This is a genomic window from Terriglobales bacterium (genome assembly GCA_035567895.1).
Classification (GTDB): domain Bacteria; phylum Acidobacteriota; class Terriglobia; order Terriglobales; family Acidobacteriaceae; genus Gp1-AA112.
Genome location: DATMPC010000070.1, coordinates 100,184 through 113,875, shown reverse-complemented (window position 1 = coordinate 113,875; position 13,692 = coordinate 100,184). Strand labels below are relative to the sequence as shown.

Below are 13,692 nucleotides of genomic sequence, written 5' to 3'. Positions count from 1 at the left end.
GTGGAAATCGAGCTATCTGTGAACACGGCAGCGAACACACAACCGAACCGGCGCATTCGGTGCAAACTTGCTTTTATACGCGGTATTCTTAAGCTACGTCAAATCAGCTAGGTCAGAGGTCCGTTCATAGCGTTCAGGTCGATGTTCTTATAGTCGCCGCGCATGACGCCTTCACGGATCTGCTTTGCAGTTTTCCCTTTCTTCGTCATTTCGTAGGCGTAGAACGCTTCCTGCATGCACGTGGAGCAGTGCGCGCCGTGATCGCCCTCAAAACAAGTGCGCAGGCTGCTGTGTCCGGCATGGCGATCGCAGAAGCAGTAGCAGGGTAGCTGATAGAGAACGCGCGGCACCTTGGCCGCCGCCTGATAGGCGCGGCGCTGGAAATCGTACTTCAGGTTCATCTGATCCAGCTGCGTGGCAGACGCTATGGGCGCTAACTGCTCGCCTTTCGGGGGAGGTAGCGGATGATAGGCAGGCACCTCTTTGTCCATGAACTGTGCCGATGTTGTGATTGCCAACAGTGCTACACAAATAAGCGGAAGAATCCGTTTCATCTTTAATCCAACTCGCAGGTAATGGTTTTCGAAAGCTACTTGTAGATGCTGTACTGCTCCTGCGGACGATTCATCTTGATCGTGATCTGATGTTCCGGTTGACTGATTTCGATGTCATCGCCGTACGTCTGCAGGCCTGGAGCGATCGCCTGAATTCGCATTTTCCCATAGGGGACATAATTCAGCGAGGCCTTTCCATCGGGGTCAGTCTTCAATTCCGTGCCATTCTTGGATTGCTTCCCGTCCTTGTTTACCGGATGAAGAACAACGCTGGCATTGCGTACGGGTTTGCCGTTATAGCCGCGCACCACGATAAATTCGACATGCGAGAACTTATCATCCGCAAAAGCAATAGTTGGCAGGTGGGCAAGAGTCACTGCCAAGAGAAGAACCCACGCTCGCCTGGCCTGAAACATGTCCAATATCCTCATGGGAAACCTGCCTACATTGTAAGCGGGAATCCGTCTTACGTCAGGGCCTGGCGATAAGTTCAGTGCAGGCCAAGACCTGCACCATGCGGATCCGGCGAGAATAGCTAGGCCCCGGCAGACGAAGCGACGCTGCGGGCTAAGGTTCTGTCGTACACCCACAACAAAAGTGCGGTCAGAACTCCCACGCCGGTGACAGCCCACCAGATTCCCTGAGGCTGGCGTGTGACTTCACCAAAGTGGTGGATCAACTTTCCGCCAAATACACCTGCAACGAACGAACCAATTCCGATGGGGAGAAAGGCAAAACCCATGTAGGTCCCTTGCTGTCCGGGAGGTGCCAGTCGGGAGATGTATTCGTAGTATCGCGGCGACTGAATGATTTCACCCAGAGCGACCACGACCAGTGTCAGGTAGGCTCCAAGAACCGACGGTAAGACTATGAGCACGATCCAGGCTAGCGCAGATATGAGCGTACCCAGAATGATCGCGCGGAAGGCAGGAATCTTTTGCGTGAGGATATTGATGACTACGGTGAGGAAGATCACGACTAGTGGGCCAGTACTTAACATCAATGCCGTGTCGGTTTTTGGATTGATGTAATCGTGAACGTAGAGCGGCAGAATAATGAATTCCTGCCAATAGACGATCCAATAGCCGGAAAAGATCAGCAAAAAAAGCATGAAGCGTGGATTCGAGACTACAGTCCAAAAGTTTCTCAGTACCTCACCCAGACTAGTGGCTTGAATCTCGCCTAGCTGCCGAGGTTCGCGGAAGAAGACCAATACGGCGAAGAACATCAAAAAGACGCTCAGCGCCGCCACACGAAAAACGTTCTCGACACTCATTCGCTGATGCACCCATGAAGCTACCAATGGGCCGGCCGCGCCGCCTACGTTGACTAGCGTGTAGTAAATCGAGTAGCCGATCGAGCGGACGTTATCCTTCGAAGCTCGCGCTGTCGTGCCTACGATCGACGGCTTTACCAAGGCGATGCCCAGCGCGGGGAGAATGAGAACAAATGTCACGAGAGCCACGAGAGGTATGTGCTCGCGTACAGGTGCGAGCCAGGGAGCGCCAAGCGATCCCAGTAGAAAATACGAGCAGCTCAGGATCAGATATGCGACGGAAAGGGCTCGACGAAAGCCGAGACGGTCGGCCACCGTTCCACCAAATGCGGCTAAGAACCATACCAAACCGCCGAAGAGTCCAGTAAGGCTGCTGGCCTGCTGCACTGGGAACATGAGGGTTTCGTGCAGGTAGCGAGCCAGTGAGGCGAATGCGGCGTAAAAGGAAAGCCGCTCGAAGAGTTCAGTGATGTTGGCGACCCAAAACGGTCGTTCAAAACCAACTTTGATGTCCCTTAGGCGCTGACTAATCGGGTAATCGGATGATTGGGTCATCAGGTGAAGCCAACCGCAGATCTTCCTCTCACGGTTCCTAAAGCGTTTTCAGTACAGTTGCGAATGCCTGCTCGACGGCGGCTGGGCTGATGCCGCTGATCCGAATCACTTTATTGCGACTCTTGAGGCCGGCGGCTATGGTAACGGAGGAGCGCGGCACTTTCAAAAAATCTGAGAAGAAATCGATACAGGCGTCATTTGCTTTGCCTTCCAGAGGCGGAGCAGTGATCTCCAGCTTGAGCACATCGCCAAGTACGCCGGAGATTCGTTCGCGCCGTGCTCTTGGATGAACTTTTACTGAGAAAGTGACGCCGTCGCCCGATTGTTGGATTCTGATCACGAGCAGGTCAGCCCCGCTCGCCAAAAATCGCTGTACCGACGCGCACGCACGTCGATCCCTCTTCAATCGCCACTTCGAAATCGTGCGACATGCCCATGGAGAGCAGTTCCGTTCCGATTCCAGGCAAATTCCGCCCAGTGATGCTGTCGCGCAGTTCCCGTAGTTGTCGAAAATAGGGACGGGCACCTTCCGGATCCTCTGTGAACGGCGGGATTGTCATCAGCCCCTTGATGCTTATCCCTGGCAGTCGTTCGGCTGCGCGCAGCAGTTGTTCTAATTCGGGAGAGTCGGGACTGAGTCCTGCCTTGGCGGCATCGCCAGTGTTGATTTCGATTGCTATCGGCATAGCAGGTCGGCACGCACGTTCTATGAGCGTGCTGATTCGTTCGGCCAGGCGGAGCGAATCGACGGAATGTATTGCCGCGAAGAGTCCGACAGCCTTGCCAGCCTTATTGGACTGTAGTCGCCCAATCAGAGCAAATTGGGCGTCGTTGAGCTTTTCAAGGGGTTCACTCTTCGAGGCAAACTCCTGCACCCGGTTTTCTCCGAAGCTGCGGATACCGGACTCATAAGCAGCGATGATGTTGTCCACGGGCTGAGTCTTCGTGACCGCCATTAGAGTGATGTCGGTACGGCTCCGCCCAACGCGGCTCGCGGCTCGTGCAATTCGTTCGTGGACAGAGGCGATGTTCTCGGCGATAGCGGTCGATGATCTCATGTGGACAGCGAGCAGTGAAGCGTCGACCGCATCGTACAGACGCACCATGCTACGTCGCGACCACACCGCTTCCAATGAACTGTTGTGCGAATCGACTCTTACTCCTGCACGCCAAGCAGGGCGCTCATTTCTTCGTAGAGGAATCCTTGGCCTGGACGATAGGGCTGAACCCATTTGCCGTCGATGACAAACTGGGGAATAGCACGTTTGCCCACGTTCTTCACGAGCTCGTCCACGGCGCCCGGTGTGCACTCGATATCGATTTCGTTAAAGGGAATGTTGTGCTTCTTGAGGAAGTTCTTGGCCTCACGGCAATCGCGACACCAGAACGCGGTGTAGACGGTCAAATCCATCTATCTATCGTAGCAAGGCTGGAACTCTCGGTAACTTGTACGCTTCTAAGCTGCTGAGCTTGAAGCTCAAAACTAGGGGTTAAGCGGGCAGACTTCAACGGCTAAGCCTTTTCCGTGCCTCCGAATGAAATAATCGCAGCTCCAACCGTAACGTTTGGGCCGTTTGTGGGGATTACCTCAATGAAGACACAGTTCCCTGGGGAGACACAGGTGAGGGTTCTTGAGTGTGAGACTGACGAACGGCTTCTGATTGAGGCTGCGCAGCGCGATCCACTTCGCTTTGCTGAGCTTTACGAGACCAATTTCGAACGCGTGTATGCCTTCGTTGCATATCGCGTTCGCGATCGCGAAGAAGCGCAGGACCTAACGGCGGAAATCTTTCATCAAGCGCTTGCCGGCATTCAGCGGTTTGAGTGGCAGGGTAAGCCGTTCGCTGCCTGGCTGATTGGCATCGCCGCCAAGGTCCTGGCGGATCGTTGGGAACGGCTCGGTAAGCGCCCAGAGGTTCAGGTCGATGAGTTGGAAGAAGCCGGAATTGAGGCCGCCACCGAGCAGCGCGCGATGTTGTCCCAGCTTGTCGATGCTTTACCTGCGGACCAACGGCAAGTCATCATCCGCCGCTTCGTCGATCAACGATGCGTGCGTGAGATCGCGCAGGAACTTGGACGCAGTGAGGGAGCAGTGAAGCAGCTTCAGTTCCGCGCTCTGCAAACTCTGCGCGGTCGGATGAGGAGTAAGTATGTCTAATTTCGCACTTATCGAAGAACTTGATTCAGGTATCGATGTTCTGTTCACCGATTCCGATGTAGCGATTTCTCACGTCGATGCTGCTGTGGCCGAACTGCTGGGCATTGCGGCAGAATTGCGCACGCTGCCTCGCCCTGACTTTCGTTCGCAACTCCGGGTCAGCCTGATGGAGAGCGCTCTCGCAAGCTCAACTATAAGCGGGCCTGAGGTGATGGCTTCGGCCGTGATCGGCAATGGGTCGTTCTCGCAAAAGCGAGTCTATCCGGGGAAAGAACAAGTCCTTCCTACGCTTTTCGGTGCCGGAGTGGGCACCTACGCTGCCCGCCGATCCAATTTCGCAATCTCTGTGGCAGCGCATGCAGTAGCACTGGCTCTGATCCTCACTTCGGGCCTTTGGATTGATCGGCATCGCGACCAAAGAGTACAGGCGGTGACGCTTGTAGTGCCACCGGTGTCGGACTACCTGGCTCTCGACAATGCGAGCAAGTCCGCAGCGGGAGGCGGCGGTGGCGGCGATCATGACAGGCTGGAGGCGTCGCGGGGCCACCTTCCTAAGCAATCGCTGGAGCAGTTTGCGCCGCCGGAGGTCGTGATTCGGAACGAAGATCCACGGCTGGCTGCTGAGGCTAGTGTCATAGTTCCTCCGCAGGTAAATCTGCCTACTAATCGCTTGCCCAATTTGGGAGATCCGAGGTCCACAGTTGCAGGGCCTCTTTCGAACGGGCCCGGATCTGGTGCGGGGATTGGCAGCGGAGGCGACCAGGGTATTGGCAGCGGATTCGGTGGCGGCGTAGGTGACGGCATGGGTGGATCGTACGGTGGCGGCATATTCAGTGTTGGCGGTGGAGTGAGCGCTCCACGTGCAATCTACAAGCTCGATCCTGAGTACTCGCCCGAGGCCCGCCAGGCAAAGTATCAGGGCACGGTAGTGTTGTCGCTGGTCGTTACGCCGGATGGCAAAGCCCACGGTCTGCGTGTTGTCCGCTCGTTGGGCATGGGCCTGGATGAAAAAGCCATCGAGGCGGTAAAGCAGTGGCGATTCGAGCCTGCGCGGAAGGATGGCAAGCCAGTGGCGGTCGCCGTCGATGTTGAGGTGAATTTCCGGCTTTTTTGAATCAGTTCGCGCTACTTGGTTGGTGTGAACAGTTCCAGGCGCACACGCCAGGTGGTCGATTCCCCCGGCTTGAGGACGACCATGCCGGTCGGCGTGTTCTTCCACTCGCTCCCATATGGATCGGGCAAATTGAATTGCGGCTCGAGAGCTACGAAGCTCTTATCCGGGGGAGAATACACCTGAATCGACTTTATCTCTGGTGACAGTGCACGAATGCGAATTCCATACTTGGCTGCAGGATCGGTTACCGTGGAAGTCGCGCTGCCAGATGCATCACGCTTCAAGTCTTGAAAGTTGTCGTCCAGAAAGACGTCGTCGAGTGCCTTGCCATCCGGTGCCGTGAAATTGTACTTGCCGTCACCCATTGTGACCGGATGAACTTCGCCGGTAGGAAAAACGTCGTCGTAATTGTTCATGCCGGCTACTTTGTCTGCGGGCAGATGTAGGCGGGCCTGCTTGCGGTCTCCGCTGGGAATGGCAAAGTACGGATGCCATCCTATGCCCACGGGCAGGGGATCTTTGCCAACATTCTTGGCCGTGACCGTAAACTCGACTGCTTGATTGCTCAGTGCGACGCGCACGTTCATGTCAGTGCTCGATGGCCAGTGACCATTCCAATCGCCTGCGTGAAAGATTCCGGAAACAGTGGAAGCGTCAGGAGTACTTCGCTGGCGAACATTCTCGAATTTCGAGGTGAGCATCAGCCCATGCATCGCATGCTTTTCAGCGCCTGGATTCTTGCCGCTCCAGTTAGCCGGCAAATGCACCGTTTGACCAGCAACGCTCGTCGTTATGTCGTTTCCGTCCGACGAGACTTTGCCGCGGATGCGATTGGCATAGGGCACAAGAAGCGCGCCGCCGATCGTGAAAACCTTGTTGCCAAACTTGTCGTCGTGATTGTCGAGCAGGTCTTTTGCGTCGCCAAGTGACGGCGCGGTGAAAACATCAACCTCGCCTTTCCCGGGCACATAGGCTGTGATTTGCAGAACTGCCATTCCTCGACCCGGTATTACTGTAGCGGTGAGGAATTGCGGTTTGGCCTGATTCACGCTCTGGGGGCGCTTGAGTATGACTACCGGCTCTCCGCCAATCGAGACTGAACTCGGCGCTGGGACAACTCTGGCTCCCTTCTGCGTTGCTTCGGATTTCTGGGCGAACAAGGTGGGCAGGAACGTAAGGAAAAGCAGAAGAGATAACCAGCGATTTTTCATTGGCGGTCCTCAGACACGTTTGGTTTTGGCCGTCCATGATACGCGAGCACTCAAACTGACGATCGAGTACTTTTACGGTTCGTTCACAGGCAGAGTTGATGCGGGGCTGGACGAAAGGCACGCCCGGCAGTAGAAGGGAGGTGCTGCGTTGAAGAGAATATCGCGGAGGCGCTATCTCAACTTGAACTGAACCTTTACGACTTCCGTGCTTACCACTGGCTGATCGCCCAATGTCGCTGGCTGATACTTCCAGCGTTTCACGGCGTCCAGCGCCGCCGTTCGCAGAATCGGAGGTCCGGAGACGGCTCTCGCTGCGGATACCTTGCCGGATGTGTCCACGTCCAGGCTGATCACGACCTCGCCTTCGACCCGGATCTGGCGAGCCATGGCCGGATATTGTGCGGGCGCCGATTGAAGCAGTTTTGCAGGTACGGCTTTGCGTGCAGGTTGCGGCGCTAACAAAGCCGCCTTCATTGGAGTTTGCGCCACCACCTCGTTGAGGACTTCCGGTTTCGTTACAGGGGAACTGTTATCGTCCACTTTCAACGGAAGCGCCGATGGCTCTTCCCCCGCATCCTCGACCGTTACTGCCTTACGTGCGGAAGCCGAAGCAGCCTCGTGGCGAACTGCTACTTGAGTTTCTGCCGGCTGGCTAACCTCGGGAGGAACCGGAGGAGCAACCAGCTGCGCCGGAGTCTCGGAGGACACTGGCACGTGAGTCGAGTGCGGAGTCTCCACCGTTCTCGGAGCCGGTGCCGTTGCTACCGTTTCGGCTGAAGGTTGCTCGCGGACCGATGGAGCCGGAGTCGTCGGTTTTTCCGATGGCTTGGATTTAGGCTGAACCTGGGAGATCGATGGAAGGCTCATCTGAGGAAGTTTGACTTCAGCTATTTCGGATCGATGCTCCATCCAATAACGCGCTCCCATCAATGCCGCCGCCACCGCGGCTAGTGACAGGATTGAGTACATGAATTTTGTGCGTTGTTCTCGTCGATGCGCCGCACGATTCGCCGCACGGAACTGCGCGACCGAGTCAACGGGTGCAGACCTGGGCCTAAACTTTTCGGGATTGCTGGGCTCAGCTTTGCCGAAGGAGTTGCCAGTAAGAGAATTCCCTGCAATCGAGTCTGCCAGACTCACGAACTCGTTGCTTCCGCGGCTAGGGAGCGGTGATTCACGCGTTTCATGCCTCGCTGTATCCGCGAAGCTGGATGGTCGTGAAGCAAGACCTGACTGCGCAGGCGCAGAAAGTCGATACGAGCCCGAATCCGTCTTCAAATCTTCAGGCGGGAACTGAACTGGCCAGAAGTCAGATTGCTCGCGCGTAAATTCAACTTCCGCCGAGTGACCGTCCGGTTCAACACTCGTTACCGTGCACTCTGCGGCTCTGCCAGTCTTCGCGATCTGTACGGTCAATTTGTGTCCAACGCGGATGTTGGAAGTAGTCGCGATTACCGCGCCACGAACCATCACAAACTGTGTACGCGTCTCTTCACGTCCTCCAAATTGGTCGCGGACGACTACTGGAAGTGAGACCGCTATGCGAATGGCACGACGTGACCGATGTGTGGAGGACGCAGAACCGCCGCTGACGAATGTCCCGTTGCCTGAGGTCGCCTCGAGAGTATCGGTGGCCTGGGGATCGGCTGTGTCCATGTCGTTTCGTGGCGTCATTGAGTTCGGTTTCTCAGGAAATTTCGCGCCTAGCCTCGCCCGAATTACACACCTTATTTACTGTCATGGGTCAGATAACGAAGGTCGTGGACCTCAGGGGCAGTGTTTTTTAGTAACGTTGTGTCAGAGGGTGATGCATCATTGCTCCCAACCTCCGAACTCGATAACTCAATCATTAACACTCCCTTAAGTTGTTGAACGGATTGAGCAGAGTTACAAGGGTGGACGTTTCGGAGCGACGATACCGGCCTCTTGTGAACTTGGCGGGCTGTGAAAAAAAGTTGCTTCCAGCGTGAGTCCCTCAACTTTCGTGTTCGGCGCAGTTAAGGCCCGAGAAGTGCAGTCGAAATAGATAAGCGAGGTAACACTTTGACAACAAGACTAATTTCTCTAATCTCCGCATCGATCCTTCTGACGACGCTGTGCTTTGCGAAGGACGAAGGAGATCGCGAGAAACTCCGCGAACGACTCAACAAAGCAGGAACCATCCTCGACCAAATCACTTCGGCGCCAGACAAGGGTGTTCCCCAGGAGATTCTGGCCAACGCTGAGTGCGTTGGAGTCATTCCCACGATGATGAAAGCCGGCTTTGGCTTTGGAGGCGAGTACGGTCAAGGTGTTGTCACCTGCAAAACCGCCAAGGGTTGGAGCGCTCCCGCGTTCTACCGGCTCGGCGGCGGAACGTTTGGGCTGCAGATCGGTGGTCAAGCCGTCGATGTCGTCATGCTTTTCATGAATGAGCGCGGAGTGCAGTCGTTGATGGCCCACAAGATAAAGCTTGGCGCTGACGCATCTGCTTCTGCTGGTCCGGTCGGCAGAACCGCCGCTGCGGATACCAATATCGCCATGCATTCCGAAATCCTTACTTACTCGCGCTCGCGCGGATTGTTCGCAGGCATTTCGCTGAAAGGGAGCTGGTTTGAGCAGAACGGCGGCGACACGCGCACGTTCTATGGAAAAGACCTTGACTTCGAGAACATTCTGAACGGTTCCATCCGCCCACCAACCGGCTCGGAGCAGTTCATCTCCGCCGTGCGCAAAGACTTTGGCGAAGCCAAAGCGGCAGTGCGGGACTAATTCGAAGCGTGCAGTCGCAACAGTAGCCGTGGAATTCACGCCCAATTCCACGGCTGCAACATTTGAATTTCGAAGCCCGATCTGCAAACGCCGTACCCCTCACCCTTTCGCCCAAATTCAACGTTCAAACGTTCAAAGGACTTGGCCCAAGATCAACCTTGGCCGTAACGCAACGTCTTCGATTGCCCACATCCAAGCAATCGAACATCTTGTGTTTGCCCGAGGTTTGCCCCGAGGATTTTCCGGGATTTTTCAGCCGCCGTCAGAGTATTTGCAGCGCACGGTCCCGCGTGAAGCAGCCGAAGGCCGGATGCCGGCAGCCATTTCCCCCCCGATCCCATGATCGAAAGGACTTAGGCGTCGAGATCCCATCGAGATCCCATCGCAGGCATGGGATCACGATGGGATAATCCCACGCGCCCGATGGGATCACCGTGGGACATCCCACAAAATTAGATGGGATTTGGATGGGATCGCCCTGGCATGGCGATGGGATTCCCATTACTCCATGACGCGCCGCCATCAGCCAGCGGCAAGTAGCCGGTAGCTCACTTCCTAAAGTGGGATTGATGCGCACCTCTGCATGATGGCGCAAGAGATCAGGAGAAAGCAAGTTTCATCCGTTGCTCTACGAATTCTTCGCCTTAGTCTGCTGAACGGGTTACAAAGCAAGGAAAAAATATTTTCACAATCCGTTGCTCTACTGAGAGAGGGAACCCAGCGCCAACAACAACCGCTGTTGTTGGCGCTGGCGATAGCCAGGAAGGTGATGCTCCTCGGAGGAAATCCGGGGACAAAATCCGGGGACTGACCGCTCGTCTGCCAATCCAGGCTCATTAAGTCCCGCAAAAATCAATCTAACTGCTGTTCGGCGCAGAACGTGCTAACCGAAAGGGACGTAGAGCGTCTACAACCATCATGTAGACGCACTACCTCCTGGAGCTGAATTGAATCCTCGTTATCAAAACCGCATTGAACTGCTGCAGGGCACGCTTGATCTCCTGATTCTGCAAACCTTGATGTGGGGAGAGCAGCACGGATATGGCATCAGCCAGGTGATCCGTACGCATTCCGGAGATGTTCTTCAGGTCGATACTGGATCGCTCTATCCCGCGCTGCATCGCCTGGAGAAGCAGAAGTGGATCAAGTCGGAGTGGAAGCTTACTGAGAACAATCAGCGCGCGAAGTTTTATCAGCTTACGGCGGCAGGGCGTAAGCAACTCACCGAAGAACGCTCCCGCTGGACGCAGATGTCGGACGCGATTGCGGCAGTGCTGAATCCGGTTCGCACGGAGTAAAAACTTCAATCGTCCGCACGCGAACTGCTCTCAATCGGAGAATCGAATGTCTTTATTCGACAGGCCACAAAAAGATTCCGATTTGAACGACGAAATTCGATTTCATCTGAACATGGCAGCGAAAGATCGGATCCAAAATGGGCAGGGTGTTCCCGATGCCCGCAATTCCGCCCTCAAGGAGTTCGGTAACGTTATGCAGGTGAAGGAAGCGACACGTGGAATGTGGTCGGGAGCCTCTCTCGAGGCTTTTTGGCAAGATTTGCGGTACGGCGCTCGCATGCTGGTCAAGTCGCCGGGCTTTGCGCTCATTGCAATTATGACGCTCGCACTGGGTATCGGTGCAAATACCGCCATTTTTTCAGTCGTGAATGGCGTATTGCTCAATCCGCTGCCTTTCCCGCAGCCGGAGCAACTGGTTTCCTTATTCACCGAAATGCCCAACTTCAAGAACGGTTCGATTTCATATCCGAACTTCGAAGACTGGCGCAGGATGAATCGCAGCTTCAGCGCGATGGCCGTATACCGGCAAGCTGGATTCAATCTTTCAGGACATGGGGAACCCGAGCATCTGCATGGAGAGATGATCTCGGCCGGGTTCTTTGAGATCCTCGGAGTGAATCCTCTTTTGGGACGCACCTTCTCCGGTGACGAAGATCGGCTAGGCGCCAACCCAACCGTAATGATCACGGAAGCCCTGTGGAAGCGCAGGTATGGAGCTGATCCCAACATTATTGGGCAGCGCATGGTTCTGAATGATGTTGGTCGCACGATCATTGGAGTGGTCCCGTCGAGCTTCCATTTACACATTCAGAACTTTCAGCGGGGAGGGCCGGCAAACGAGGTCTATGTCCCGGTTGGGGAATTCAATGAGCCGCAGTTTCACAACAATCGCGCTGCAGGCTGGGGGCTGGATGGAATAGCCCGCATGAAATCTGGAGTCACCTTCGAACAGGCTCGTGCGGATATGGACCGCGTATCTCGCGAGTTGGCGATTGTCTATCCCGATGTCAACGGGAGTAACAGGGCTTACTTACTTACCCTCAAAGACGAGATGGTTGGCGATATGCGTCCCGTGCTTCTGGTGATTCTCGGCGCCGTACTGTTCGTGCTATTGATTGCCTGCGTGAATGTGGCGAATCTGCTGCTGGCGCGGGCTACCGGCCGAAGCCGTGAATTTGCCGTACGCATAGCTCTTGGGGCGGGCGAAATGCGGATAATCCGCCAACTGCTCACCGAAAGTGTATTGCTCGCGCTCCTGGGCGGTGCGCTCGGACTGGTTCTGGCGAAGTTCGGGACCGCGGCTGCAATTGCTGCCATGCCCGTTACCATGCCTCGTGCGGAGGATATCGGACTCGATCAGCGCGTTCTGTGGTTTACGCTCATTGTCTCTGTCGTTTCTGGCATCGCTTTTGGACTTGCTCCAGCCTGGAAGACATCTCGTTTCGACGTTGGCTCCACGTTAAAGGAGAGTGGCCGCACTTTGGCAGCCGGTCGTAGCCGCGCACAAGGCATTTTCGTCATCTCCGAAATGGCGCTCGCGGTGGTGTTGCTGATTGGAGCCGGTCTGATGATTCGAACGTTGTTCGTGCTCTGGGGGCTTGATCCTGGCTTTAATCCCCGCAATGTGATGACTTTTTCCTTTTCGGGACCGGCTTCTTATAAAGGCAAGTCTCCAGATCTCATTCGCTCTAACCAGCGGCAACTTCATGACAAACTGGCGTCCCTTCCTGGCGTTGAAGGAGTGTCGTTCAGTTGGGGAGCTACCGTTATGCAGTCGGACAACGACGATTACTTCTGGATAGTCGGCAGGCCGATGCCCCCACGAAGCCAACTGCCCATGACGCTGCACTACGCTGTCGAGCCTGATTACCTTAAGGCCATGCAGATACAGCTCAAGCGTGGACGGTTCTTTACCGTTGCCGACAACGAGCACGCTCCGAGAGTGGCGGTCATCGATGAAAGTTTTGCCGAAAAGTATTTTCCCGACGAGGAGCCCATCGGGCAATTCATCAACGTAAACACGGATCCGAATGATCCTGACAAGGCTCCGAATCCGCAGATCGTCGGCGTTGTCGCCCACGTGAACCAGTGGGGCTTGGATTCTGACGCGAAGAGTCCGTTGCATGCGCAGATGTACGAGCCCATCATGCAGGTACCCGACAGCGCACTCAAGCGTGGAGGATTGGCCTCCGATGTCTATCTGCGCACCACGCGACCGGGCGTGCCGTCCTTTGAAGAAATGCGCCAACGCTTGCTCGACGCTAGTGGAGAACTCGTCGTTTTCTCTCCGGAGCCGCTTGAGCAGATCGTCGCTCATTCGATCGGACAAAAACGCTTCGCGATGACTCTGCTTGCCGTCTTTGCCGGAATTGCCCTGCTGCTGGCCAGCGTAGGAATTTATGGCGTGCTCTCTTACTTGGTGGGACAGCGAACGCAGGAAATCGGAGTCCGGATGGCTTTAGGTGCCCAACGCATCGACGTATTACGCCTTGTCTTGAACGATGGCGCTCGTATGACGCTGGTTGGACTCGGAATTGGGGTGATCGCTGCCCTTGGGTTGACGAGGTTGCTCTCGCACATGCTGTTCGGAATTAAACCAAGCGACCCTCTAACATTCACGGCAGTCGCTCTGCTCTTGTGCGGTGTTGCCCTGTTTGCCTGCTACGTTCCAGCACATCGAGCCATGAGAGTGGATCCAACGGTAGCGCTTCGATACGAATAGGCGTGGGGCAGGGTAGAGACGTAGCATGCTGCGTCTCTACGTTGCAGCTGAAT

13 protein-coding genes are annotated in these 13,692 nt (G+C 55.5%); 5 read left to right on the top strand and 8 right to left on the bottom strand.

Features of this window, described 5'->3' with window-relative positions; translation table 11 throughout:
- Window positions 1-107: 107 nt before the first annotated feature.
- From VNX88_14980 to VNX88_14955, 6 genes are all read right to left on the bottom strand, one after another.
- On the bottom strand, window positions 108-554 hold the full coding sequence (locus tag VNX88_14980) for a CYCXC family (seleno)protein (protein HWY69972.1): 447 nt from the start codon (window positions 552-554) through the stop codon (window positions 108-110).
- Window positions 555-589: 35 nt separating this feature from the next.
- Window positions 590-985 (bottom strand): carboxypeptidase-like regulatory domain-containing protein, encoded by a 396-nt coding sequence (locus VNX88_14975; protein ID HWY69971.1) that lies wholly within the window; start codon window positions 983-985, stop codon window positions 590-592.
- Between the two features lie 104 nt (window positions 986-1,089).
- On the bottom strand, window positions 1,090-2,385 hold the full coding sequence (locus VNX88_14970; protein HWY69970.1) for an MFS transporter: 1,296 nt from the start codon (window positions 2,383-2,385) through the stop codon (window positions 1,090-1,092).
- A 37-nt stretch (window positions 2,386-2,422) separates the two neighbouring features.
- Window positions 2,423-2,725 carry a DUF167 domain-containing protein gene (locus VNX88_14965; protein ID HWY69969.1) on the bottom strand — a complete coding sequence of 101 codons (303 nt, stop codon included), beginning with the start codon at window positions 2,723-2,725 and terminating at the stop codon, window positions 2,423-2,425.
- Between the two features lie 7 nt (window positions 2,726-2,732).
- Window positions 2,733-3,491 carry a YggS family pyridoxal phosphate-dependent enzyme gene (locus VNX88_14960; protein HWY69968.1) on the bottom strand — a complete coding sequence of 253 codons (759 nt, stop codon included), beginning with the start codon at window positions 3,489-3,491 and terminating at the stop codon, window positions 2,733-2,735.
- Window positions 3,492-3,541: 50 nt separating this feature from the next.
- A complete protein-coding gene (locus tag VNX88_14955; GenBank protein ID HWY69967.1) occupies window positions 3,542-3,796 on the bottom strand; it encodes a glutaredoxin family protein in 255 nt (84 codons plus the stop codon).
- Between the two features lie 180 nt (window positions 3,797-3,976).
- On the opposite strand from VNX88_14955, the gene VNX88_14950 reads away from it, so the two are divergent.
- The gene (locus VNX88_14950) at window positions 3,977-4,543 is read left to right on the top strand and encodes an RNA polymerase sigma factor (GenBank protein ID HWY69966.1); all 567 of its coding nucleotides are present in this window, start codon (window positions 3,977-3,979) and stop codon (window positions 4,541-4,543) included.
- Window positions 4,536-5,657 carry an energy transducer TonB gene (locus tag VNX88_14945; protein HWY69965.1) on the top strand — a complete coding sequence of 374 codons (1,122 nt, stop codon included), beginning with the start codon at window positions 4,536-4,538 and terminating at the stop codon, window positions 5,655-5,657. The genes VNX88_14950 and VNX88_14945 overlap by 8 nt, the downstream gene beginning before the upstream one ends.
- Before the next feature lie 11 nt (window positions 5,658-5,668).
- Here the strand turns inward: VNX88_14945 and VNX88_14940 are convergent, their stop codons facing one another.
- Together VNX88_14940 and VNX88_14935 are read right to left on the bottom strand one after the other, a co-directional pair.
- Window positions 5,669-6,868 carry an aldose 1-epimerase gene (locus VNX88_14940; GenBank protein ID HWY69964.1) on the bottom strand — a complete coding sequence of 400 codons (1,200 nt, stop codon included), beginning with the start codon at window positions 6,866-6,868 and terminating at the stop codon, window positions 5,669-5,671.
- Between the two features lie 171 nt (window positions 6,869-7,039).
- Window positions 7,040-8,542 (bottom strand): TonB family protein, encoded by a 1,503-nt coding sequence (locus tag VNX88_14935; protein HWY69963.1) that lies wholly within the window; start codon window positions 8,540-8,542, stop codon window positions 7,040-7,042.
- A gap of 369 nt (window positions 8,543-8,911) precedes the next feature.
- Here VNX88_14935 and VNX88_14930 point away from each other — a divergent pair, with 369 nt between their 5' ends.
- The 3 genes from VNX88_14930 (at window position 8,912) to VNX88_14920 (ending at window position 13,639) form a co-directional block, all read left to right on the top strand.
- Entirely contained in the window at window positions 8,912-9,619 is a 708-nt protein-coding gene (locus VNX88_14930; protein ID HWY69962.1) for a lipid-binding SYLF domain-containing protein, read from the top strand.
- Window positions 9,620-10,566: 947 nt separating this feature from the next.
- Window positions 10,567-10,917, top strand: a complete 351-nt coding sequence (locus VNX88_14925) for a PadR family transcriptional regulator (protein HWY69961.1) — start codon at window positions 10,567-10,569, stop codon at window positions 10,915-10,917.
- 46 nt (window positions 10,918-10,963) lie between these two features.
- Window positions 10,964-13,639 carry an ABC transporter permease gene (locus tag VNX88_14920; GenBank protein ID HWY69960.1) on the top strand — a complete coding sequence of 892 codons (2,676 nt, stop codon included), beginning with the start codon at window positions 10,964-10,966 and terminating at the stop codon, window positions 13,637-13,639.
- Window positions 13,640-13,692: the final 53 nt, after the last annotated feature.